The following is a 23600-nucleotide window of genomic DNA, read 5'->3' on the forward strand; positions in this document are numbered from 1 at the left end:
GCCACGGAAGGCCCGACGCTTGGTGCATCAGACCTTCCGTGTTGTTTTACTTTTCACTTGCGGTGAATCATGGGGCGGGCGGCGCCCGCAGTTTGAGGGGGCGGCTAGGCGTCGATCACCATGTCGGTGCGCGCGGTGGAACAGCAGGGCAGGAACTTGCCGGCGTCGATTTCCCGCTTGCGAATTCCACCCTGGTGGTTCATGTCCACCTCACCGGACAGCTTGACCACCTTGCAGGAACCGCACATGCCCTCCTTGCAGTTGGCGCCGATCCGGACACCCGCACGCTGTGCCACCTCGAGGATGGGCAGCTCCGGGTCGATCCGCACATTGATGCCGGTGCGCATGAAGGACAGCGTGAGGCTGCCGGTTCCCACGGTCTCGAAGCTGGAGGCATCGGGAGCGCTTGTTTCGGGCGCGGTGCCGGTGGTCTCTGCGGCCGGAGCGTCCGGGTCCACCGCTTCCAGCGGCATGCCGGAAGCCTGCAGGGTTCCGTCCTCGTCGTAGCCGGGCTCGTACATGCCGAACGCGGCGGGCTGGCCCTCGTAGTAGTCCTCGGCTGAATCGGCGATTTCCTCGGCGATTTCTTCGGCAATGTCGGCTGCAAGCGCGAGCTCCGCCTGGTATTCGAGGAGGGTCTGCCGGTCGCCCGAGAAGAACTCCATGTAGATGGAGGTGTCGTCGACGCCCACCTTCTTCAGCAGCTCAGTAGCGGTGTTCAGGTAACCCTCCGGGCCGCAGGCGTACACCTGCCGGCCGTTGGCGTCGGGGGCCACCTCGTCGATCATCGCGGCGGACAACCGTCCCTTGAAGCCTTCCCATTCGTCGGGCCTGCCGCGGTCGCCCAGGGCGTAGAAGACCTTGACGCGCGAGTCCACGGAAGCGATGTAGGCAAGCTCCCGGTGGAAGGCGAAGCCGCCGGCTTCGGCGCCGTGGTAGAGGACCACCACGTCGGCTGTTCCGGGCAGGTCGTGGATGGTCCGCAGCATCGACATGATAGGCGTGATGCCGGCGCCGGCCGCCAGGAAAAGGTACCGTGCGCGCCGGTCCGCATCGGGCAGGTGGAATGCACCCACAGGTCCCAGCATGTCCAGGACGGTGCCCGGCCGCACGTTGTCGTGCACCCACGGTGAAACCAGTCCGCCGGTGTCGCGCTTGACGGTGACGCTGAAGGTCCAGGGTTCCGTGGGCGAGCTGGACAGCGAGTAGCTGCGGTCCACCGGCTCCTGGTCTTCGCCGTTCACCGGGAAGGCAATGTTCACGTATTGGCCCGCACGGAACGCCAGGGGAGCCCCGTCGCAGCGGCGGAACACGAACGTCATCATGCCGCCCGCTTCGGGGACGGTCTCAACGCATTCAGCCATGAACTCCTGCGGGTGCCAGGGCCCCAGGGCGCGCGCGGCGCCTGCGGGTCCCTCGGTGGTGCCCATCACCCTGTTCCACGGCATCTCCAGGCCGCGGATACGCTGCGGCTCCTGGACAGCCGCCGTTTCAGAGAGGAGCTCAATCATGCCAAGTGCTCCTGCACCCGCTGCACGTACCAGTTGATGAAGGCCTCCACCTGGTATTCGCTCTTCATGTACGGGCCGGGCTCGTACGCCGGGCTTGCTGCGCCCTGCTGGCACAGCTCAACGAACGCCTTGTCCTGGATGTTGGTCTGCTCCCAGGTGTAGGTCAGCTTCTCACGGTCGTAGTCGACGCCTTCCACGGCGTCGTCGGCCACCAGCCAGGTGGTGCGGACCAGGGTCTGGTGTTCGTTGATGGGGAAGACGCCGAAGGTGATGACGTGGTCGCTCTGGAAGTGGAACCAGCTGTTCGGCTGCAGGTGCATTGAGCAGCGGCCCAGGCGGAAGTCCCGCAGGTCACCGAGCAGCTTCTTGGAGAGCCGGCGGCCGTCGGCGGAGAAGGATTCGCCTTCTCCGTCAAGGGATTCCCGGGAGATGCGGATGCCTGCGATGCGGGTGTCCAGTTCCTCGACCACCTCGTAGGGGAGGCCGTAGCGGCGGCACCGCTCCTCGAGCGAGGACTGTGCTTCCTTGTTGCGTTCCCAGACCTCCTCAAGGTGGGTGGGAATCAGGCCTTCCGTCAGGCCCCAGGTGGGGAAGAGGGAGCAGGCGAGTTCCGGGTGCCCGTCGCAGTGGTAGCACTCACGGTTGTTCTCCATGACGAGCTTCCAGTTGCCCTCTTCGATGATGTTCTGCTGGTAGGCAATCTTCGTCTTGGACAGGTCGTGCGGTGCCAGGTAGGGCTCGAAGATCTTCGAGGTCTCGTCGAAGTCTGTGGGCGGTTCGTCAGCGATGCAGACGAAGATGAGTCCGGCCACCTCGCGGCTGTGGGCCCGCTTGAGGGCGAAGCAGTTCTTGTCGAACTTGGCTTCGCCGGGAGCGGAGGCGTGGATCAGGTTGCCCTCGGGGGAGTAGGTCCAGGAGTGGTAGCCGCAGACGAGGTTACCGGTGGAACCGGCATTCTCGGTCAGGACGCGGGCACCGCGGTGGCGGCAGACGTTGTGCAGGACGTTGACGCCGCCGTCGTCGTTGCGGAGCACGATCAGGGAATAGGGGCCGTAATCGACGGTGATGTAGTCGCCTGGCTCGGGCAGCTCGGCAACGCTGCCGGCAAAGATCCAGTGCTGGCCGAAGATGGCCTCCATGTCGATCTTGAAGATCGTCGGGTCCGTGTAGAAGGGGGCGTCGAGGGAGTAGCCCGTGCGCCGGAACTCGAACAGCGCTGCGATCTCTGCCTGCTGCTCTGCAGGCAAAGTCGAAGCGAGTTTTCCGCGTGAATTGAGGGGCACGTTCACTGGAGCAGTCATTTTTTCCTCCCGGGAGGCTGGGTAAGTATGCGGTTGGTGGGGAGACTTCGGAGTTGGTGGAGGCAACTCACGGTGTCGGAATGTCGCCGTTACGGGGTGGGGGAGGATCGACGCGGAAGAAGACCGGGTGTCCGGATTGAGCTTTTGGCAAGCCTCTCCATCTTGGGGTCCTTCCGCATGCGTCTTACGCAACAACAATCATGATGTGCAACAGCGTGACGTATGCCACGGCGACTGTCAAGTAGTTACAAACACGTGGCCGCGGCCACAGAAATGTCTTGACATCGGAGTACGGCAGGGCGCCGCGGCATGGCGGCTGAGTGGCCCGCCGGGCACCGGTGCGGCCCCGTCAAAAAGCAACGAATTCCTTCCTGCAGGCGGGCAGCACGGAAGGGCCGACGACGGCCTGGCGCGTGCCGTCGTCGGCCCTTCCCTGTGCGTTGTACAGGAGGCGGTGGCGCCGCCTAGGGCACCTTGACCGCGACGGCCCCCTCCTCGGCCGGAACAGCGTCGGCTGGAAGAGATTCAGCCGGAGCAGCGTCCGGGGCCGGGCCTGCGGACGGGTGGGCTGCCACTGCGGCGGCGTGCTCGGCCAGCACGCCTGTCTGGTGCCTGATCTTCAGCCGGTACAGCAGGGCCCCGCCGCCGGTCACGGCAGCCACGAACAGAACGCCGCCCCACTGCAGGTACCACTCGAAGGGCGGCACCGAGTTGTAGATCTCCGGCCGCGGCCAGATCAGGTTCACCGTCATGGCACCGCCCCACAGGACCGCGAGGATGTTCACCGGCAGCCCCCACTTGCCCATGCAGAACCCTGGCTCGGCACCGTCGGCATCGGCCAGCGGCCACTTCTTCAGAAGCCGCTTGCGCAGCAGTGGAACCGTCACCAGCAGGTAGGACATATAGATCAGCACGATGCTGATGCTGGACAGGATGGTGAAGATGGCCGGCTGCATTACGTTGATCAGCAGCGGCAGGACCGCCAGGATGCCGACGACAATGGCAGCCACGGTGGGGGTGCGGCGGACCGGGTCCACCTTGCTGAGCTGCCGGCTGAACGGCAGGTTGTTGTCCCGGGCCATGGCGAACATCATCCGGATCGCAGCAGCGTGGACGGCCAGGGTGCACACCACCACCGCCACCACGATGCAGGCCAGGAACGCCTTGCCGAACGGGCCGCCCAGGACACTGAGCACGATGTACTGCAAGCCGCCGTCGGCCGATCCCACCTTCGGATCGGTGAGGTCCGGTGCGGCAAGGATCCCGAACAGCAGGATGAGCCCGCCCAGCAGGAACGACGCGGTGACGGCGCGGAGGATGGCCTTGGGTGCCGTCTTCTTGGGGTCCTTGGTCTCCTCACCCAGCGAGCTGGCGGTGTCGAAGCCGTACATGACGTAGCCGGAGGCCATGGCCCCGATCAGGAAGACGCCGAAGAAACCGAGGTCGTGCCCCTCGCCGAAGCCCGCCGTATCGAAGAAGACCTCCGGCCCGCGCACCACATGCCAGCCCAGGGCGAGGATCAGCAGCACCGCCGCCACCAGCTCCACGAAGACGCCGATGCTGTTGATCCGCGTCATCAGCTTCACGCCGAAGGCGTTGATCAGGGTGGAGATGGTGATCATGATGGTGGCCAGCACCACGCCGTTCATGGCGAAATCGAACGGGCCGGTACCGTCGCCGACGAACTGGAAGCCGGACCAGAGCTGCGGCAGCGTGATCTGCAGTGCCAGCGCCACCGAGCCCAGCGCCATGATGGACGACAGCAGCAGCAGCCAGCCGGCCAGCCAGGACGACGTCCCGGACGCCAGCCGCTTGGCCCAGTTGTAGACCGAACCGGCCACCGGGTAGCGGCCGGCGAGCTCGGCAAAACAGAGGGCCACCATCAGCTGGCCCACGAACACGATGGGCCAGGACCACGCGTACGCGGGGCCGGCCATGGAGAAGCCGAAATAGAACAGCTGGAAAACGCCGGTGAGGATGGAAATGTAGCTGACGCCTGCAGCGAAGCTGGCGAACTTGCCGATGCTGCGGTCCAGGGTCTGGGTGTAGCCAAATTCGTCCATGCCGCTTGAATCAATACTCTTGCTGGGTTCCACTGTGGACTCCTAAATCAGAAAAGCACGATGGGATCGGCCGCCCTGGGGCGCGGCTGAGTCGGAGGGGCGGCGTGCACGCGGCGTGGCCATATTAAGCCCGCTGCCGCAGTGCCGTGCCCGTCAGGCGAAGGAAGGGGCGAATTCCTCCTCTGCCGTTGCCGCGGAGCTACCGGCGCCGGCGTAATCCGCCTTGACCAGATCGGCGCAGCGCTCGCCGATCATCATCACCGTGATGTTGGGGTTGACCGTGACGTGCTCAGGCATGACGGACGCATCGGCGACCCGGAGCCCGGTGACCCCCTTGACCCGCAACCGGGCGTCCAAAGGTGACATCCCGTCGTCGTCCGCTCCCATCCGGACGGTGCCCACCGGGTGGTAGACGGTGTTGTGGGTCTTGCGGATGTAGTCCTGCAGTTCCTCGTCCGTCTGCGCCTCAATGCCGGGCGAAAGCTCGCGGCCCGTCCATTCCGCCATGGCGGGCTGGGCGGCGATCTCCCGGGCCTTGCGGATGCCGGCCACCATGACGCGCATGTCGTGGCCGTCCGGGTCCGTGAAGTAGCGCGGATCCACCATCGGCTTGTCCCGGAAGTCGCGGCTACGCAGCCGCACTGTCCCGCGGGAGCGGGCGTGGGTGACGTTGGGGGTGAGGCTGAAGCCGTTCTCCGTGGTGGGGTAGCCGTGCCGCAGGGTGTTCATGTCGAACGGGACGGAGCCGTAGTGCATCATCAGGTCCGGGCGGTCCAGGCCGTCCTCGGTGGGGGTGAAGATGCCGATCTCCCACCACTGCGTTGAGGTCTGCACCATGGGCTGCCTGGCCTCGAACTGCACCACGCCTTCGGGGTGGTCCTGCAGGTTCTCACCCACGCCGGGGGAGTCCACCAGGACCTCAATACCGTGGGCGGCGAGGTGTTGGGCCGGGCCGATGCCGGAGAGCATGAGCAGCTTGGGCGAATCGATGGCGCCGGTGGACAGGATGACTTCCTGCCGCGCGGAGAGCCGGTGGGTGCGTCCGAACGCTCCGTCCACCACGTCCACGCCGGTGCAGCGCTTGTCCGCATCGAACACCAGCTGGCGGGCGCGGAGGCCTGTCAGCAGGGTGAAGTTGTCCCGCTCGATGATGGGGTGGATGTAGGACACCGAACTGGAGGACCTGGTGCCGTCCGCCCGGCGGTTGATCTGGAAGAAGTTGGCGCCGTTGACCACGGTGGTGCCGGTGTTGAACCTGGCGCGGGGAATGCCCGTCTGTTCGCAGGCGTCCAGGAGCGCGACGCCGGCAGGATCGGCCGGGGGCACGTTCATCAGGTGCACGGGGCCCGAGTCCCCGTGGTGGGGTGCGTCCGGGCCGGCGTCCTGGTTGGTTTCGATGCGCTTGTACAGCGGCCAGGCGGTGTTCGCGTTCCAGCCGGTGGCGCCGTACTTGGACTCCCACTCGTCGATGTCCTCGCGCGGGGCCCAGAACGCGATGCAGGAGTTGTGGCTGGAGCAGCCACCCATCACCCTGGCGCGGGCGTGCCGCATGAACGAGTTGCCGTTCTCCTGCGGCTCGATGGGGTAGTCCCAGTCGTAGCCGGATTCGAGCAGTTCCATCCAGCGGTCCAGCTGCAGGATCTCGGGAATGTTGCGGTCGTCCGGGCCCGCCTCAACGAGGGCCACGGTAACGTCCGGATCCTCGCTCAGCCGCGCGGCCACGGCGGCACCGGCGGACCCGCCGCCGATGACGACGTAGTCGAATTCCCGTTGCGTGGCGTCGTCGATGTTGTCGAAGTGCATCTAGTTCTCCTTGCTGTGGTCAGCGAACCAGCCGGTGACCTGCGGGCTGGTGTTCTGGTAGATGTGCTTGGCTTCCTGGTACTCGGCAAGGCCGGTGGGGCCCAGCTCGCGGCCGACGCCGGACTGGCCGAAGCCGCCCCACTCGGCCTGGGGGAGGTAGGGGTGGTAGTCGTTGATCCAGATGGTGCCGTGCCGGAGCCTGCCCGCCACCCGCTGCGCCTTGCCGGCGTCCTGGGTCCAGACGGCGCCGGCCAGGCCGTAGACGGTGTCGTTGGCGGTGGCCACGGCTTCGTCCTCGGTGCGGAAGGTTTCCACGGTGACCACCGGGCCGAACGCCTCGTCGGTGACCACGGACATGCCGCGCTGCACCTGGTCCAAAATGGTGGGCTGGTAGTAGAACCCGGCGTCGTATTTTTCGCCTTCCGGTGCCGCGCCGCCGGTCCGGAGCCGCGCGCCTTCCTCGATGCCGCGCTGGACGTACGCGTTGACCTTGTCCCGGTGGGCGGCGGAGATCAGCGGCCCGGATTCGGCGTCCTCGTCGAAGGGGCCGCCCAGCCGGATGCCCTGGGCACGGCGGACCAGTTCGTCCACGAAACGTTCGGCGATGGATTCCTCCACCACCAGCCGGGCGCCGGCGGAGCAGACCTGGCCGGAGTGGACGAACGCGCCGTTGAGGGCGTTGTCAACGGCGGCGTCGAAGTCAGCGTCGGCGAAGATGACGTTCGGGTTCTTGCCGCCGAGCTCCAGCGCCACCTTCTTGACGGTGCCGGCGGCGGCTGCGGCGATGCGCTTGCCGGTTTCCAGCCCGCCGGTAAAGGAGACGAGGTCGACGGCGGGGTGTTCCGAAAGAGGCGCGCCCGCCTCGGGGCCGGTCCCGGTGACGAGGTTGGCCACGCCGTCGGGCAGGCCCAGGTCGTGCAGCAGCTGCATGGCCAGGATGCTGGTGGAGGGGGTCAGCTCGGAGGGTTTGAGGACGAAAGTGCAGCCGGCGGCCAAGGCCGGGGCGATCTTCCAGGCGGCCTGGAGGAGCGGGTAATTCCAGGGCGTGATCAGGCCGCAGACGCCCACGGGTTCGTAGGCGATCCGGCTCACGACGTCGGCGTTCCCGGCGTCGACAATCCGCCCCGCCTGCTGCCCGGCGAGCCTGCCGAAGTATTCGAAGCAGGCGGCGATGTCATCCATGTCGATGCGGCTTTCCACCATCCGCTTGCCGGTGTCCAGGGACTCGGCACGGGCGAACTTCTCCCGGTGTTCCCGCAGGCCGGCGGCGACCTTGAGGAGGAATGCGCCGCGATCGGGTGCCGGGACGCCGGACCAGACGCCTGAATTGAAGGCGGCGCGGGCGGCTGTGATGGCGCGCTCCGCGTCTGCCTGGCCGGCCTCGGACACCGTGGCGACCAGTTCGCCGTCGGCCGGGTTGCGGATTTCACGGACGGCGCCGGACGCGGCGGCCTCCCACGATCCGTTGATGAACAGGGTGGTTGCTGTATCTGTCATGTGTCTCCCTAAGTGGTAGGTCACGGGCCGCGCCGGCTGGTGCAACGGCCGCGCTGCGGGCGCGGCAGAGCAGCGCCGGGTGGTGCGGCGGCTGTGCTGCGGAGGTGACTTTTGCGGTGCGCGGTGTCCGTGGTGCGGACATCGCGCCGGGCTTCGGGCCGGCGGGGCTTAGTGCGGCGCGGAGCGGAGGGTGAAGTGCCGGGCCCTGTCAGCGAAAACCCGGGCGGGTGTGGCGTACGTCATAGAAGGACAGTAATGCATGTTGAACGAGTGTTCAATAGCAAGTTGAACACTCGTTCAAATGTGACTCGAGGGTCAGGTTTTGTGGCGCTTCTGCCTAAACGGCGTCCGGTGCAGGGGCGAAGGCAATGTCCTCGGTGCGCTGGATGCTGCGCTGGATGGAGGCCTTGTCCACGCCCAGGAGGGAGGTCAGCCACATGCCGTTCTGGATGACCACCACATCTGATGCGCGTTCCCGGCACTCCGCCCAGGTGAGCCCGGGCCGGGCATTGGCCACGAGTGCGGCGAGGCCGTCGATGTACCGGTCAAAGGCGGCGGCGTTGATTTCGGCGTAGCCCTCATCGGCCTGGGCGAGGGCCCAGAGGTGGAGGCGCAGCGACAGGTATTTGGTGGTCAGCAGATCCGCGCCCGCCACCCGGCGCAGGGCCGTGCGCAGCTGTTCGTCGGGAGTCGAGTCCGGATCCGGTGTGACCAGCAGGAGGTCGTGCTCGTCGACACGGTGGAGGGCTGCCCGGATCAGGCTCGTCTTGTCGTCGTAGTAATAGTTCACCAGGCCCAGGGCGACGCCGGCCTCCCGGGCCACGGAGCGCATGCTCACGCCGGAGATCCCGTGCCGGGAGAGCAGGTCCAGGGCCGCTTCGAGGATGCGGGACTGCCTGTCGAGCTGCTCGCCGGAGTTCACGGTATTAGTCCCCATCTGGCCAGACTATTGCCAAACTCGCCGGCAGTGCACTTTCCCCCGTTCCGCAGCAGTGATGTTGCGGTTGAGTGGTCAGTCGACGACGCCGTTCATGTCATCGAACACCAGGTAGTCACCGTGGGCGGCCTGGAAGCCAAAGCTTTCCCAGTACCGGCGCAACGATGCCTTCGCGGCCTCGTACCCGTCCGTTCCTTCGGCGGGGGCGTTGTCCGTGGGCGCCGGGACTGCTTCGAGGATGACCTTGGACGCTGACCGGCCCACGCTGCTCAGGACGGCTTTCAGGATCTCGTGGCCGAGCTTGTTCGTGCGGAATTCCTTAGCCACGTGCAGCTTGGAAAGGATCAGCAGATCCCCGCCCAGGGCCAGCTCCTTGACCAGGTCCGGGCGGTTGATCGTCAGCATTTCACCCACCGCGGCGACGTCCGGGTTCACGGCATCCAGGGTCAGGAACAGATCGATGATCCCGGCGTCCGGAACAACATACAGTTCCGCTTCGCCGACGCGGACTTCCTTGCCGTCGCCGCCGTCGTCCGCGCCGTCCCAGGTGCGGCCGTTGACGCTGACGTTCCACACGAGGGGATAGTCGTCCGGATCGTGGTGCACGCCGGGCCTGCCACGGAACTGGCAGCGGTAATCGAAGGTCAGATACTCAGGGAGAAGTACTTCCACCGGAACTCCTAGTGCCACCACGCAATCGGCCTCGCGGCCCCATAGTCCTAAGACTAGGGACGGCGCCGCCGCTGCGCCATGGCCGGACAACGAAGAATCCCCGCCTGGCACCTGAAGGTGCTGGGCGGGGATTCCTTCGTCGGCTGGCCGCCTACTTCTTGGGCAGGCCCGCCGGGTTCAGTTCGGACTTCGGGATTGCCTCGGAGGACAGGCCCCAGCGGTCCAGGATCTTGGCGTAGGTGCCGTCGTCAATCAGGTGGTTCAGGGCGGCCTGGGCTGCGACGGCCAGGCCGTTGCCCTTCTTGGTGGTGAACGCGATCTCGGCCTTCAGCGGCCAGCCGCCCTCCAGGGTGCCCACCTGCTTGGTCTTCCCGTCCTTCGCCGCCTTGTAGGCAGCCCCGGCGTTGGGCCCGAAGGTCAGGTCCGCCCGGCCCGACTGGAGGGCCAGTCCGGAGGCGGAGTCGTCGTCGTAATACTGGAACTCCACCGGCTTGAGGCCGTTCTTCTTGTTCTCCTCGTCCCAGCGCACCAGGATTGCTTCCTGGTTGGTGCCGGAGCCCACGATGACCCGCTTGCCCGCCACGTCCTTGGCTTCCTTCACCTCGGTGATGTCCGAGTCGCTCTTGGCGTAGAAACCGAGCAGGTCGTTGCGGTACGTGGCGAAGTCGAACTTCTCCTTGCGCGCCTCGGTGACGGTCACGTTGGAAAGGACGGCTTCGTATTTGGCCGACTCGATGCCCAACGGCCAGTCGGCCCACGCGACGGGGAGGACCTCAACCTGCAGGCCGAGCGTCTCGCCCACGGCGTAGGCGATGTCCACCTCGCTGCCAATCAGGGTCTTGTTGTCGGAGGCGAACGTGCTCAGCGGGGCCGTGCCGCCGGTGGTCACCACTGTCAGCTTGCCATCGGCCTTGATGGCGTCGGGGACCTGCACGGCCGCTGCCTGGTCCACGTCCACCTTGAAGCGGTCCTGCTCGGGGGACAGGTTGAAGGTCTTGCCGGCTGCGGTGGCGGTCGTCTCCGACGTCGGTCCTGTCGCCGCCGTCGCGCCCGGATCGGCGCATGCGGCCAGGCCCAGCAGGGACACTGCCAGGGCCGCGATAAGGGCCGGTTTCGGCGTGGGGATGGCCATGGTTTCCTCCTTGGAGGTACGAAGTTGATGCGACGGATGATGCGCGTTGCAGCAACTATCCGGGAGTGCCACCGGCAGAATCAAAGGCCCCGAAACCGGGCGATACGGGGAGTAACCGCAGTTAATGCGGGGACCGCCGCGGTCACAATCCGCGTACACCGACGGAGGGGACCAGCTCCCAAGAGCTGGTCCCCTCCGTCAATGCGTGGGCTTCAGGCCATCCGGCCGGAAAGCGCTAAGCCTGTCAGCCCAGGGCCTTGATGACCTCCTTGGCCACGTCCTCGCTGGACTGCGGGTTCTGGCCGGTGATCAGGTTCCCGTCGCGGACCACGTGGGAAGACCAGGCAGCGGCGTTGTTGACGATCGCGCCCTTCTCCTTCAGCGCGTCCTCCACAAGCCAGGGCGTGTTCTCGCCGGTGCCGCCGTTCAGTTCCTCTTCGTTGCTGAAGACCGTCAGGCGCCGTCCCGCGAAAATGAACGTCCCGGCGTCGTCCGTTGCGCTGAGCAGGCCCGCTGGGCCGTGGCAGAACGGCGCGATGACCTTGCCGTCCTTGTCCGCGGCCACCAGCAGGCGGCCCAGATCGGCGTCCTTGTAGAGGTCGGCCATCGGGCCGTGCCCGCCGGGCATCACCACGGCGTCGTAGGAAGCGATGTCGACGTCGGCGAGCACCAGGGGCTGCGACAGTTCGGTGCCGATCTTGGCCAGGTAGTCCCGGAAGCCCTCGGCGCGTTCCTCACCGCCGGCGGAATCTGCGGCCAGGCTGACCTGGTCCACGGTGGGCTTCGCGCCGCCCGGTGTGGCGATGTGGACAGTGTGTCCGGCGTCCACCAGGGTCTGGTGCGAGACCACCAGTTCTTCAGCCCAGAAGCCGGTGGGGTGTTCGCTGCCGTCCTTCATGGTGAGGGAATCGGCTGCTGAAACAACCATCAAAACGTTAGCCATGCTGTTCTCCTGCCTGTTGTGTTGCTGGGCACTGCGTGGAAAGCCGCCGCTAATTGCCGGCAGCCTCCAGCCCAGCGTACGTGTCGTCGTCGAGCGTGATGCCCGCCGCTGCGATGTTCTCCTCCAGGTGGCTGAGGGATCCCGTGCCGGGGATGGGCATCATGACGGGGGAACGGCGGAGGAGCCACGCCAGGGCCACCTGCGAGGTGGTGGCATCCAGACGCGAGGCGGCCTCGTCCAGCGGACCGCCAGGCTGTGCCAGCTCGCCCGCGGAAATCGGGGCCCACGGGATGAAACCGATGCCCTTCTCCTCGGAGTAGCGCAGCACGTCCTCGGAGCTGCGGTCCGTCAGGTTGTAGCGGTTCTGGACGGTGGAAACAGTGAAGTGCTTTCCGGCGGCTTCGAGTTCGGCCACGCTGACCTGCGACAGCCCCAGCGCCCGGACCTTGCCCTCGTCCTGGAGTTCACGCAGCACACCGAACTGTTCCTCGGCGTCCACCTTGGGATCGATACGGTGCAGCTGCAGCAGGTCGATGGTGTCCACCTTCAGCTTGCGGAGGCTCAGTTCCGCCTGCTGGCGCAGGTATTCGGGCCGGCCCACGGGAACCCACTTGTTGGGCCCGGTGCGGGTAAATCCCACCTTCGTGGCGATTCTCAGGCCGTCCTTGTAGGGGTGCAGGGCTTCGGCGATGATTTCCTCGCTGATGTTCGGGCCATAGGAATCCGCGGTGTCAATGAAATCGACGCCGAGTTCGACGGCGCGGCGCACCACGGCCACGGCGGCCGCCCGGTCCGCGGGCTCGCCCCAGACGCCGTCGCCCACGATGCGCATCGCACCGAAGCCGAGCCGCTGCACGGTTCCGAGGTCCTTGAGGTCGATGGTGGCGGACTGGTTCGTTGTCCCTGTGCTCTTCGTGTCTGCGTTGTTCGTGTCTGGGCTCATAGGGGCGGCAACATCATCAGTGTGCTGGGTATTCCGCAGATCACAGAAATAAGCCGGCCGCCGCGGTGGTTATACCCTCTGTGCCTGCCGCGATTCCGGCGGGCGCCATGACGCAACGATATTCCGTACGCAACGCTCCGAAAGGCCGGCACCCGACGTGACCCTCCCGCTTTCCATCCTTGACCTGGCAACCATCGGCAAAGGCCAGACGGCGGCGGAAAGCTTCGCGGGCAGCGTGGCCATGGCGCAGAGCGCCGAGAAACTGGGGTACCGGCGGGTCTGGTATGCCGAGCACCACAACATGTCGTCCATCGCGTCGTCCGCCACCAGCGTGCTGATCGCCCACGTGGCCGCGCACACCGAGAGCATCCGGCTCGGCGCCGGCGGGGTCATGCTGCCCAACCACTCGCCGCTGACCATCGCCGAGCAGTTCGGCACCCTGGAGACCCTGCACCCGGGCCGGATCGACCTGGGCCTGGGCCGTGCCCCCGGCAGCGACCAGAACACCATGCGGGCCCTCCGGCGCGACCCGATGTCCGCCGACAGCTTCCCTCAGGACGTCCTGGAACTGCAGGGCTACCTCACCGGACCCACACGGATCCAGGGCGTGGAGGCAACCCCCGGCAAGGGCACCAACGTCCCGCTCTACATCCTGGGATCGTCCCTGTTCGGCGCGCGGCTCGCTGCCCAGCTGGGCCTGCCGTACGCCTTCGCCTCGCACTTTGCACCCAACGCGCTCAAGGATGCGGTGGCCGTCTACCGCCGCGAGTTCAAGCCTTCGGCGCAGCTGGACGCCCCGCACGTGATCGCCGGCGTCAACGTGATCGCGGCTGATTCCGCGTCCGAGGCGCAGGAGATGATGCAGGCCACCAAACGCGCCCGCGTGTCCCTGTTCTTCGGCGGCGGGACCCGGGAATTCACCGATGACGAGGCGGACATGATCCTCGACTCCCCGCAGGGCCAGCACGTCTCGCAGATGATGACCTACTCCGCAGTGGGAACGCCCGACGTCGTCTTGGACTACCTTGACGGGTTCGGCCGGCACGCGGACGCCGACGAACTCATCGTGGCGCACCAGAGCACCGGCACGGACGCCCGCCTGCGCTCGGTGCAACTGCTGGCCGAGGTGGCCGGGCTGGCGCGCGTCTGAGCTTCCGCCTGCCCGGGCTTTTACACATACGCAATGAAGGGGATATTCAGGGGAAACCGCCGGGGATGACGATGGGTAATGCTCCCCCGGGAATCCGCCAGGATCTTCGGGAGGGGCGCCAACCGGTAGTCCGCAGGTGACCCAGCGGCTGCAGTCCCGGCCTGGTTCTGCCTCGAAGGGGTTCCCTGATGCCCACGCCTTTGAACCAGAGCGTGGCGGATTCCGCCCTGCTCACCCGTTCCCTTCCGCTGGACGTGCTCCGGTCGTTTGTCCAGGCGGATGCGGCGGACAGCGGGCTGACCCCGGCGCTGCTGGACGAACTGAAGGTTCTGGCACGTGTTCCTGCCCTGTTGGTGGCCTGCAACTACGGCGGCACCTTGTGCGACGCGGAAGGCATTTCCACCGAGATCCTCCCGCTGGGCAGTGCCGCCATCGCCTTGCGGGCACTGGCCGCCCTGCCCAGCACGCACGCCGCCATCATTTCAGGCCGTTCCCTGCGGGACCTGGCGGCGGTGTCCCGGCTCCCCGTGGAGGTCCACCTCATCGGGTCGCACGGCGCGGAGTCGGACATGGGCTTCGCGCACACCCAGACGCTTGCCACCGAATCGGTCCTGCAAAAGGTCAACGCTGCGCTGAACGAGGCCGTAGGGTTCCAGAGCGGCGTTTGGATTGAGCGCAAACCGGTGGCGGTTTCGGTCCACACCCGTCCGGCCCCGGCAGAGGTCGTCGCCTCGGTGACCGAGACTGCCCGGGAAATAGCGCGCGCCCACGGACTGTTCTTCATCGTGGACGGCTCGGTGCTGGACCTGTCCGTGGTGGAGCCGTCCAAGGGCGAGGCACTGGAAACCCTCCGGTCCCGGCTCGGCGCCAGTGCCGCCATGTTCGCTGGCGACGCCGACAGCGACGAACTGGCTATCGCCACCCTCCGCGGCCCGGACCTGGGCCTCCGGGTCGGCGGGGGCGAAACCGCAGCGGCACACCGGGTCCGCGACCCCGAGTCCTTTGCCCGGGTCCTTGCCCTGCTCTTCGAACTGCGCCGGGCCTGGCTGTTCGGCGAGGACGCCGTGGGCCTCGAACGGCACACCATGATCGGCAACGGCTCCTCCACCGCACTGCTGACACCGGACGCCAAGGTCTGCTGGATGAGCCACCCGCTGCCGGACTCCGGCTCGGTGTTCGCCCACATCCTTGGCGGTGACGCGGCCGGCCACTTCTCCGTGGAACCGGCAAAGGCATCGCAGGTGCTGGGCCAGCGCTACGTGGACAGCACCATGATCGTCGAAACCCGGTGGGCGGACGTCACCGTCACCGACTACCTCGAACCGGCCCCGGACGGTATCACCAGCCTGGTCCGGGTGCTGACCGGCACCGGGGCTGCCCGGATCACCTTCGCACCGCGGCCTGACTACGCGAACGCCCCGTTCGTCATGGAGGCCCGCGGCGACGAGCTGCATGTGGTGGGCACGTCGGAACCGATCATTCTCTTCGCGCCGGGCGTGACCTTCAGCATCACCTCGGACGGCAGGCACGGCACGGCCACGGCATCGGTGAACCTCCAGTCCGGGCCCGTGGTGCTCAACCTGCGCTGCGGCGACACTGAGCCCCGGCCCGCAGACCCACAGGGGGAGACGGAACGCCGGGCGGAGGTGGCCCTCCACGCCCGCCAGTGGGTGCAGAGACTCGCCCTTCCGTCCGTGAAACCCTCGCTGGTACGGCGCTCGGCGCTGGTGCTCCGGGCCTTGGTCCACGAACCCACTGGCGCAGTCCTCGCCGCCCCCACCACGTCCCTGCCCGAGGGCATCGGCGGAACAAGGAACTGGGACTACCGGTACTGCTGGCTGCGGGACGGGTCCATGACGGTCAATGCCCTGGCGGACCTCGGCTCCACCGCGGAGGCCGCCGGGTTCCTTGGGTGGCTGGGGCGCATCCTTGAGCATGCCCCGGGCCCGGAGTGGCTGCATCCGCTGTACTCCGTCACCGGTGCGCCGCTGTCCACGGAAGCCGTGGTGGACAGCCTCCCGGGCTACGCTGGTTCCCGCCCGGTCCGGATCGGAAACGCGGCGGACCACCAGGTCCAGCTGGATGTTTTTGGCCCCGTTGCCGAGCTGATCCATACCCTGAGTTCGAAGGAGGGCACACTCGCCGATGAGCACTGGGAGCTGCTGGTCCAGATGGCCTCGGCGGTCCTGGCCCGCTGGCATGAACCGGACCACGGCATCTGGGAAGCCCGGCGCCCGGCACGCCACCACGTCTACTCCAAGGTGATGTGCTGGGTGACCCTGGACAGGGCACTGCGGACAGCTGACCGGCACGGCAGGGAGCCGGACCCCGCCTGGGCTCCCATGGCCGCCACCATCCGGGACGAGGTGCTGCGGGAGGGCTGGGACGAATCGGCCAAGTCCTACACGGTGGCCTACGACAGCCCGGACCTCGATGCCGCCGTCCTGCACATAGGACTTTCCGGCCTGCTGGATGTCACCGACCAGCGCTTCCTGGACACGGTCACCGCCGTGGAGCGGGAACTGAGGGTGGGGCCCACAGTCTTCCGGTACCGGTACGACGACGGCCTGCCGGGCCTGGAGGGCGGCTTCCACATCTGCACCACCTGGCTGATCGAGGCCTATGTCGCCGTGGGGCGCATCGATGAAGCCTGGGATTTGTTCGACCAGTTGGTGAACCTCTTCGGGCCCACCGGGCTGTTGCCGGAGGAATACGACCCCGGCACCGAGACCCACCTGGGCAACCATCCGCAGGCGTATTCCCACCTGGGCTTCATCCGCTGCGCCCGCCTCCTGGATGCGCACCAGTCCGGACGGTAGGCAGCGCTTGTCCGGGGTACCTAGAGTGGAAGGATCAGGGATACAGAAACCGAATCGAGACTCATGATGACCGCCCGCGCCCAGGGGGTGGGGTTCCGCTCGGAGCGCGGCCCCATCCTCATCGCCTTGATGCTGTCCACCGGACTGGTGGCGATCGACTCCACCATCGTGGCCACCGCCGTCCCGTCCATCGTCCGCGACGTTGGCGGGTTCTCCTCGTTCCCGTGGCTGTTCTCGGCGTACCTTTTGGCCCAGGCCGTCTCCGTGCCCATCTACGGCAAGCTGTCCGACATGGTGGGCCGCAAGCCGATCATCCTGACAGGCATTGGACTGTTCCTGCTGGGCTCCGTCCTCTGCGGCGTGGCCTGGAGCATGCCGTCCCTGATCGCCTTCCGCGCACTGCAGGGGTTGGGCGCCGGCGCGGTTTTGCCGGTCAGCATCACCATCGCCGGCGACATCTACTCGCTGGAGGAGCGCGCCAAGGTCCAGGGGTACCTGGCCAGTGTGTGGGCGGTGTCCTCCGTGGTGGGGCCCAGCCTGGGCGGCGTGTTCTCGGCGCTGGGCATCTGGCGCGGAATCTTCCTGGTCAACATCCCGCTGTGCATCCTGGCCGGCTGGATGCTGGTGCGGACGCTGCACGAGAAGGTGGAACGCGCCAAGCACACGGTGGATTACGCCGGAGCGGCACTGATGGCGGGCTCTTTGGGCCTGCTGATCCTCGGCGCTTTGCAGGGCGGCGAGGCCTGGGCGTGGGATTCGCCGGTCAGCGTCGCCGTCTTCGGCGTCGGTGCGGTGCTCCTGGTGGTCTTCATCCTGGTGGAACGGCGCGCTGCGGAACCCATCCTGCCGTCCTGGGTGGTGCAGCGGCGCCTGCTGGTGACCACGGCGCTCGCATCCTTTGGCGTGGGTGCGGTGATGATTGGCCTGACCTCCTACGTGCCCACTTTCCTGGAGGGTGCGCTGTCCGTTTCGCCGCTGGTGGCGGGCCTGGCCCTGGCGGCGCTGACCCTCGGCTGGCCGCTCAGCGCGTCCCAGGCCGGCCGCCTGTACCTGCGGATCGGGTTCAAAGCCACCGGCCTGATCGGCATTTCCATCACCGTGGCCGGGCTGCTCATCCTGGCGTCGACGGCAGAGACGCCGAACGTGGCGCTGATAGCATCCAGCTGCTTCGTCGTGGGCCTGGGCCTGGGCCTGCTCGCAACGCCCACGCTGATCGCCGCGCAGTCCAGCGTGCGGTGGAACGAGCGCGGCGTGGTGACCAGCACCAACATGTTTGCCCGCTCCATCGGCAGCGCCCTGGGCGTGGCGGTGTTCGGCGCCGTGGCCAACGCCATCTACTCCGGCAACCCGGGCGGTGAGGGAAACGGCCAGGCCGTGGTGGCCGCATCCAGCGCCGTCTTCCTGGCCGCACTGGTGGCCGGGCTCCTGACGGTCCTGGCGGTGCTGGCCATGCCGGGGATGCAGGCCGCCGGTGCCGGGGATGCCGCCGCCGGGCAGGACCAGGTTTCCGGACAGGACACAGCCTCGAACCAGGATGCAACGAACGGGGACGACGACGGCGGGGAGGCCCCCGGTCCGGGCCGCACCGAAGTGGAGGATTCAGGCCACCGCGGCAGCTGATCCGGCCGGGAGCAGCTAGCGTGAGGCTCTGAAGATGGCTGGGGCGGGGCGGGTGCCCGTGGCGAGGTCGGCAAGGATCCGGCCCACCACGGGAGTGAACTTGAACCCGTGGCCGGAGAACCCGGCGCCGATCACCACTGGCCCAATCCGGTCCAGGACGAAGTCCTCATCCGGGGTGGTGGTGTAGGTGCAGCTGATGGCCTCGAAGGCGTCGGCGTCCACGCCGGGCAGCCACGTCCTCGCATAGGCCTGCAGGGCAGCGAGCTGCTGCGGTTCCGGCTCGAAGGTGCGCCTGTCCGGGTCCACCACCGGACCCACCCCGTGCCAGCCGGCCTTGATGCCCTCGCCGGGGGTCTGCATGCCATAGACCGGGGAGTACCATCCCGCGTACTGCGATCCGCCGCCGGGGTAATGGTTGAACCCGGGCCATACCGCGTCCGGGTCGGTGACCCGGAAGTGGGCCGGCTGCTCCTGCGTCACCCTGAGCTTCGGCGTCCGCAGTCGCCCGCCCGCGGCAGCGCCCAGCAGCTTCTCCGTCCAGCCGCCGGCCGTCACCACCACCTGCGCGGCGGTGACCACCTCGGTACCGGCGCTGCTTTCCAGCCCCAGCCGGACGCCGTCGTCCGTTATCTCGAAGAACACCACCTTGGTGTGGTGCCGGATGTCGGCGCCCCGGGCCGCGGCAAGGCGCTGGAAAGCCGGCAGTGCGGCCTCCGGGTTGAGCTGGCCGCCGTCGGGCATGTAGAGGACCTGCTGGTCGAAGCGGATGCCGCGCCAGCGCTCGCCGGCCTCGTCCGGACGCAGGAACTCGGCGCGAAGCCCGGCCTGTGCCAGCGCTGCCGCAGCGTCCGGCAGCATGGGTTCGGGCCCGTGCGTGACGATGCCGGTCCGTGCCAGGAGCGTCTCGCCGCTGTCCTGCTCCAGCTCGTTCCAGAGGTCCAGGGACTCGGCGATCATGGCCACGTATTCCGGCCGGTGGTAGCCGGGATTGAAGTTGCGGGTGGTGCCGTGGGAAGCGCCGATCCTATGCCCCGGCCCGAACTGCTCCACCAGGGTCACGTGGCGTCCCCGCCGGGACAGCGCCCATGCGGCAGCGGAACCCATGGCGCCGCCGCCGATCACCACGGTGTCAAGAGTTGTTGCCACTGGTCCTCCTCGTCCAGGTTGTCACGCCAGCAACAGCGCGACGCCGATCATCGCCGGAACAGCCACCACGGTAGTGATCAGCACGGTGTCCTTGGCCACGGTGAGGCCGGTCTTGTAGCGGCTGGCCGCCACGAACACATTCTGCGCCGTGGGCAGGGCGGACGTCACCACTACGGCGAACAGGGCGTGGCCGTCCATCCCCAGGGCAAATCGGGCAAACACATAGGCCAGGGCAGGCTGGACGGCCAGCTTGAACGCGCTCGCCAGCAGGGTGTCCACGCGCCGGCCGGCGGCTGCCTGCAGCGGCCGGGTCCCGTTCAGGCTCATGCCGAAGGCGATCAGCATGGCCGGGATCGCGGCGCCGCCAATCAAGTGGATGGGCTCCATGACCAGCTCGGGTACCTTGAAACCGGTGCCGGCAACGATCAGGCCCAGCGCCGAACCCACGATCATCGGGTTCCGCAGGATCATCACCACGAAGCCGAGCGGGGTGGTCCGGTGCGAGCTGGTGCTGGAGTCCAGGATCATGAGGAACAGCGGCGTGAAGAAGGCCAGCTGGAAGATCAGCAGCGGCGCAACATAGCTGGCATCACCCAGGACATATACCGCGATGGGAATACCTAAATTTGCCGAATTCGCGAGCGAGGCTGACATCGAGGACATCAAAGACTCGGGCAGCGAGCGCTTCAGCCAGAACTTCACAATGGTGAAGAAGATGGCAGCCGTGGCGATGGCGGCCACTGCGGTCACCAGCAGCGGAGCGGCGAAGACTTCCTGCAGCCGGGCCTTGCTGAGGGTCTCGAACAGCAGGGCCGGGCTGGCCACGAAGAAGGTGAGGGAGCTGAGGACCTGGCGGGCGTTGTCACCGAGGATCTTCCGCCGGCCAACGAACCAGCCCACCAGGATGATGCACCAGACAACGAAGAAGCCGGCGAGTACCCCTAGCACGGAGGAACCCGCGGCGGGCGGCGGAAAAGGGTGCCGGGTCTCACGCCCCGGCTACAGGGCGGCGTTGTTGAGTGCGAACGGCGGACGCATCATCCCGGGGGCAATGCCCTCGGCGGGATCGTTCCCCAGCTGGATGATGCGGTTGTCCTGGTCCACGTGGACCACCTTCGGCTCGTAGGCCTTGGCTTCCTCGGTGGTCATCTGGGCATACGTAATGAGGATGACGAGGTCGTTCTCGTGCATCAGGTGTGCGGCGGCGCCGTTGATGCCGATGACGCCGGAGCCGCGCTCACCGGCAATGGTGTAGGTCTCCAGCCGGGCGCCGTTGGTGATGTCGACGATCGAGACAAGCTCGCCCGGCAGGATGTCAGCTGCCTCCAGCAGGTCCAGGTCAACGGTGACGGAACCTACGTAGTGCAGGTCTGCGTGGGTGACGGTGGCCCGGTGGATTTTGGACTTGAACATGGTTCGATTCATAACGGCTCCAGTCTAGCGCCGGGGCCGGGCCGCCGCAGTGACGCACGGAACACCCGCAGCTCCGTCAACGGACGACGGCGGGCGGTTACCTGGCGTCGTCCCCCGCCACCGCGGCGGCAGCTGCGGCCAGGGTTTCCCTTGCTGCCAGGATGGCGGGCCGCTGCGCGCTGGACCGGCGGACCGACGTGAAGATGGTGCGGTGCGGCTTGCCCGGGAGCTCCAGCAGCCGGGCGGTGGTGCCACGCCCCGTCCACACCAGATCCGGCATCAGTGCCACAGCGTTGCCGGATTCAATCAGCCGGGCCTGGGCCTGCAGGTCTGCCGTCTCGAAGCGCACATCCGGCTCGAACCCCGCGCTCCTGCACGCCTGTTCCGCCCAGTGGCGCGACGCGGCACCCCGCGGTTCCATGACCCAGGGGAGCTCCGCGGTGTCCGCGAGCGCGCGGATGGCCGTGCCGCCATCGGACGCCGGAACCGCAAGCCGGATGGCGTCGGTGGTCAGTTTGACGCGGTCCAGCTCCGGATAGCGGGGAGCCGCGTGGCCTGGGTACTGCTCGGCGATGACCAGGTCGAAGTCGCGGGCCCATGTCTCGTGGAGTGCCGTCTCCGGTTCCCGCTGGATCATCTCGATCCGGACTTCCGGGTAGGTTGCGGCCATCCGGGTGAGGGTGTCCGGCATCAGCGCCAGGGCCGCCGACTGGAAAACCGCAATCCGCACGGTGCCCGTGACGGTGGTCAGCGAGGCCGCCAGATCCGCCTCGGCCTGTTCCATGGTTTCGAGCAGCTGGGCAGTGTGGGCCACCAGCACCTCGGCCTGCGGGGTGAGCTGCACGCGGCGGCCGGTCTTCCGCAGCAACTCCACGCCCACCTCCTTCTCCAGGAGGGCCAGCTGCTGGGATACCGACGACGGGCTGTACTGCAGCGCCTCCGCCACCTCGGCCAGCGTCCCCCGGATGCTCAGTTCCCGCAACAGGCGCAGCCGGCGTACGTCAAGCATAGGGAATTCCTAACTGAAACTAATGAATATAGGTTAGAAGTAGTCACTTTATCTAATGCAAACGGGCTTGCATACTGTTGGGACTGAGTTACCCCCGTCACAGCCTTTCCCGGCGTGCCGCGGCGGGGCAGCACCCCACAGCAGGAGTTCCTGATGAGCACTAGAGATATGAGCCAGTCCATCATGCGGCGGAAGCCCATTGATGACATTGAAGAGGAGAACAAGCACAGCGGCCTCTTTAAATCGCTGGGCCTGTGGCAGCTCACTGCCATCGGCGTCGGCGGCATCATCGGCGTCGGCATCTTCTCCCTCGCGGGGCTGGTGGCCGCAGGAAGCGAAGGCAACCCGGGAGTGGGGCCCGCGGTGCTGATCTCCTTCCTTATTGCGGGCCTGGCTTCCGCTGCGGCGGCCCTGTCCTACGCGGAATTCGCAGGCATGATTCCCCGTGCCGGTTCTGCCTACACCTACGGCTACGTGGCACTCGGCGAGGTGATCGGCTGGTTCATCGGCTGGGACCTCCTGCTGGAGTACATCGCCATTGTGGCCGTGGTGGCCATCGGCATCTCCGGCTACCTTGACGCGTTCCTTTCCGGTATTGGCATCCATTTGCCCACCTGGATGACGTCCACGGCGGATGAGGGCAAGGGCGGCATCGTCAACATTCCCGCCATCTTGGTCTGCCTCCTGGTCACCTGGATCCTGTCCCGCGGCACCAAGGCGTTCGGCCGCTTCGAGCTCGTGGCAGTGGCCATCAAGGTCATCCTCATCCTCTTCATCATCGGCCTGGGCGTCTTCTATATCGACACCAACAACTACAACCCGTTCATGCCCTCCGGCTTCGGGCCCGTGCTGGCCGGCAGCGCCACCGTGTTCTTCGCGGTCTTCGGCTATGACGCCATGAGCACTGCGGCGGAGGAAGCCAAGGACGGCAAGAAGCACATGCCCAAGGCCATCATCCTCTCGCTCATCGTCGCCATGCTGCTCTACGTGGCGGCCACCCTGGTACTCACCGGCATGCAGAACTACAAGGACATCGACCCCAAGGCCGGCTTCGCGTCCGCCTTCAGCTCGGTGGGCTTGCCCGTGATCGCCACCATCATTTCTGTCTTCGCGGTGCTGTCCATCCTCACCGTGATGCTGACGTTCCTGCTGGGCGTCACCCGCGTGTGGTTCTCGATGAGCCGCGACGGGCTGCTCCCGGGCTGGTTCGCCAAGACTGACCGCAACGGCACTCCTCAGCGCGTCACCTGGATCGCCGGCATCGCCTCGGCCTTCCTGGCCGGCGTGTTCCCCATCAAGGAGGTCGCCGACCTGACCAACATCGGCATCCTGGCCGCGTTCGTCGTCGTCTGCCTGTCCGTCATCATCTTCCGCTACAAGCGTCCGGACGCGCCGCGCACCTTCCGGCTGCCGCTGATGCCCCTGGTGCCGGCCTTCGGTGTCCTTGCCTCGGCCTTCCTGATGCTGCAGCTGCACTGGGAAACCTGGCTGCGGTTCGTTGTGTGGCTGGTCATCGGCCTGGTGATCTACTTCGCCTACGGCCGCAAGAATTCGCTGATGAACCCCAACAGCCCGCGGCACCAGGAAATTGAGGAAATGCACCGCCCCCTCGCCTGACCCCCTGCCTGATCCCCGCCGCCC

18 protein-coding genes are annotated in these 23600 nt (G+C 67.0%); 4 read left to right on the forward strand and 14 right to left on the reverse strand.

Translation table 11 applies throughout. From position 1 onward, the window contains the following. Window positions 1-104 precede the first annotated feature (104 nt). The 10 genes from AC1DBN_RS07640 to AC1DBN_RS07685 all read right to left on the reverse strand — a co-directional run bounded on the left by AC1DBN_RS07640 (window position 105) and on the right by AC1DBN_RS07685 (window position 12802). Window positions 105-1511, reverse strand: a complete 1407-nt coding sequence (locus AC1DBN_RS07640) for a ferredoxin reductase (RefSeq protein ID WP_477722931.1) — start codon at window positions 1509-1511, stop codon at window positions 105-107. Continuing rightward, on the reverse strand, window positions 1508-2812 hold the full coding sequence (locus AC1DBN_RS07645) for an aromatic ring-hydroxylating oxygenase subunit alpha (protein WP_477722932.1): 1305 nt from the start codon (window positions 2810-2812) through the stop codon (window positions 1508-1510). Before AC1DBN_RS07645 ends, AC1DBN_RS07640 begins: the two co-directional genes overlap by 4 nt. Before the next feature lie 464 nt (window positions 2813-3276). Beyond that, window positions 3277-4875, reverse strand: coding sequence for an APC family permease (locus AC1DBN_RS07650; RefSeq protein ID WP_314215688.1), 1599 nt, complete (start codon window positions 4873-4875; stop codon window positions 3277-3279). A gap of 153 nt (window positions 4876-5028) precedes the next feature. Next, window positions 5029-6678: a GMC family oxidoreductase gene (locus AC1DBN_RS07655; RefSeq protein ID WP_477722933.1), complete on the reverse strand. Its 1650-nt coding sequence runs from the start codon at window positions 6676-6678 to the stop codon at window positions 5029-5031. Further along, window positions 6679-8175, reverse strand: coding sequence for an aldehyde dehydrogenase family protein (locus tag AC1DBN_RS07660; RefSeq protein ID WP_477722934.1), 1497 nt, complete (start codon window positions 8173-8175; stop codon window positions 6679-6681). It abuts the gene before it with no gap. Between the two features lie 337 nt (window positions 8176-8512). Then, complete coding sequence (locus AC1DBN_RS07665) at window positions 8513-9112, reverse strand: TetR/AcrR family transcriptional regulator (RefSeq protein WP_091716565.1); 600 nt, start codon at window positions 9110-9112, stop codon at window positions 8513-8515. Between the two features lie 75 nt (window positions 9113-9187). Then, complete coding sequence (locus AC1DBN_RS07670) at window positions 9188-9784, reverse strand: hypothetical protein (RefSeq protein ID WP_091716563.1); 597 nt, start codon at window positions 9782-9784, stop codon at window positions 9188-9190. 151 nt (window positions 9785-9935) lie between these two features. Beyond that, a complete protein-coding gene (locus AC1DBN_RS07675; RefSeq protein ID WP_091716561.1) occupies window positions 9936-10916 on the reverse strand; it encodes an ABC transporter substrate-binding protein in 981 nt (326 codons plus the stop codon). Between the two features lie 244 nt (window positions 10917-11160). Further along, on the reverse strand, window positions 11161-11859 hold the full coding sequence (locus AC1DBN_RS07680) for a type 1 glutamine amidotransferase domain-containing protein (protein ID WP_091716559.1): 699 nt from the start codon (window positions 11857-11859) through the stop codon (window positions 11161-11163). Window positions 11860-11908: 49 nt separating this feature from the next. After that, window positions 11909-12802 carry an aldo/keto reductase gene (locus AC1DBN_RS07685; RefSeq protein ID WP_477722935.1) on the reverse strand — a complete coding sequence of 298 codons (894 nt, stop codon included), beginning with the start codon at window positions 12800-12802 and terminating at the stop codon, window positions 11909-11911. Between the two features lie 157 nt (window positions 12803-12959). Between AC1DBN_RS07685 and AC1DBN_RS07690 the strand changes: the two genes are divergently transcribed. From AC1DBN_RS07690 to AC1DBN_RS07700, 3 genes are all read left to right on the forward strand, one after another. Next, window positions 12960-13952, forward strand: coding sequence for an LLM class flavin-dependent oxidoreductase (locus AC1DBN_RS07690; RefSeq protein ID WP_477722936.1), 993 nt, complete (start codon window positions 12960-12962; stop codon window positions 13950-13952). Between the two features lie 188 nt (window positions 13953-14140). Then, complete coding sequence (locus AC1DBN_RS07695) at window positions 14141-16771, forward strand: trehalase-like domain-containing protein (RefSeq protein ID WP_314215656.1); 2631 nt, start codon at window positions 14141-14143, stop codon at window positions 16769-16771. 63 nt (window positions 16772-16834) lie between these two features. Beyond that, window positions 16835-18391, forward strand: a complete 1557-nt coding sequence (locus tag AC1DBN_RS07700) for an MFS transporter (RefSeq protein ID WP_477722937.1) — start codon at window positions 16835-16837, stop codon at window positions 18389-18391. Between the two features lie 15 nt (window positions 18392-18406). Here AC1DBN_RS07700 and AC1DBN_RS07705 read toward each other — a convergent pair whose 3' ends face one another. The 4 genes from AC1DBN_RS07705 to AC1DBN_RS07720 form a co-directional block, all read right to left on the reverse strand. Continuing rightward, window positions 18407-19537 carry an FAD-dependent oxidoreductase gene (locus AC1DBN_RS07705; protein WP_477722938.1) on the reverse strand — a complete coding sequence of 377 codons (1131 nt, stop codon included), beginning with the start codon at window positions 19535-19537 and terminating at the stop codon, window positions 18407-18409. Window positions 19538-19558: 21 nt separating this feature from the next. Next, window positions 19559-20485, reverse strand: a complete 927-nt coding sequence (locus AC1DBN_RS07710) for an AEC family transporter (protein WP_091716552.1) — start codon at window positions 20483-20485, stop codon at window positions 19559-19561. 51 nt (window positions 20486-20536) lie between these two features. After that, window positions 20537-20962 (reverse strand): aspartate 1-decarboxylase, encoded by a 426-nt coding sequence (gene panD / locus AC1DBN_RS07715; RefSeq protein WP_172829877.1) that lies wholly within the window; start codon window positions 20960-20962, stop codon window positions 20537-20539. A gap of 85 nt (window positions 20963-21047) precedes the next feature. Then, entirely contained in the window at window positions 21048-21959 is a 912-nt protein-coding gene (locus AC1DBN_RS07720) for a LysR substrate-binding domain-containing protein (protein WP_091716548.1), read from the reverse strand. 153 nt (window positions 21960-22112) lie between these two features. Here AC1DBN_RS07720 and AC1DBN_RS07725 point away from each other — a divergent pair, with 153 nt between their 5' ends. Continuing rightward, the gene (locus AC1DBN_RS07725) at window positions 22113-23576 is read left to right on the forward strand and encodes an amino acid permease (RefSeq protein ID WP_091716546.1); all 1464 of its coding nucleotides are present in this window, start codon (window positions 22113-22115) and stop codon (window positions 23574-23576) included. Window positions 23577-23600 lie beyond the last annotated feature (24 nt).

This window comes from Pseudarthrobacter sp. 10T415, from assembly GCF_056394175.1.

Bases quoted from the DNA above. Each gene is read 5' to 3' on its own strand.
- AC1DBN_RS07640 (WP_477722931.1), bottom strand. From the start codon at position 1,511: ATGATTGAGCTCCTCTCTGAAACGGCGGCTGTCCAGGAGCCGCAGCGT.
- AC1DBN_RS07645 (WP_477722932.1), bottom strand. From the start codon at position 2,812: ATGACTGCTCCAGTGAACGTGCCCCTCAATTCACGCGGAAAACTCGCT.
- AC1DBN_RS07650 (WP_314215688.1), bottom strand. From the start codon at position 4,875: ATGGACGAATTTGGCTACACCCAGACCCTGGACCGCAGCATCGGCAAG.
- AC1DBN_RS07655 (WP_477722933.1), bottom strand. From the start codon at position 6,678: ATGCACTTCGACAACATCGACGACGCCACGCAACGGGAATTCGACTAC.
- AC1DBN_RS07660 (WP_477722934.1), bottom strand. From the start codon at position 8,175: ATGACAGATACAGCAACCACCCTGTTCATCAACGGATCGTGGGAGGCC.
- AC1DBN_RS07665 (WP_091716565.1), bottom strand. From the start codon at position 9,112: ATGGGGACTAATACCGTGAACTCCGGCGAGCAGCTCGACAGGCAGTCC.
- AC1DBN_RS07675 (WP_091716561.1), bottom strand. From the start codon at position 10,916: ATGGCCATCCCCACGCCGAAACCGGCCCTTATCGCGGCCCTGGCAGTG.
- AC1DBN_RS07680 (WP_091716559.1), bottom strand. From the start codon at position 11,859: ATGGCTAACGTTTTGATGGTTGTTTCAGCAGCCGATTCCCTCACCATG.
- AC1DBN_RS07685 (WP_477722935.1), bottom strand. From the start codon at position 12,802: ATGAGCCCAGACACGAACAACGCAGACACGAAGAGCACAGGGACAACG.
- AC1DBN_RS07695 (WP_314215656.1), top strand. From the start codon at position 14,141: ATGCCCACGCCTTTGAACCAGAGCGTGGCGGATTCCGCCCTGCTCACC.
- AC1DBN_RS07700 (WP_477722937.1), top strand. From the start codon at position 16,835: ATGATGACCGCCCGCGCCCAGGGGGTGGGGTTCCGCTCGGAGCGCGGC.
- panD (WP_172829877.1), bottom strand. From the start codon at position 20,962: ATGAATCGAACCATGTTCAAGTCCAAAATCCACCGGGCCACCGTCACC.
- AC1DBN_RS07720 (WP_091716548.1), bottom strand. From the start codon at position 21,959: ATGCTTGACGTACGCCGGCTGCGCCTGTTGCGGGAACTGAGCATCCGG.
- AC1DBN_RS07725 (WP_091716546.1), top strand. From the start codon at position 22,113: ATGAGCACTAGAGATATGAGCCAGTCCATCATGCGGCGGAAGCCCATT.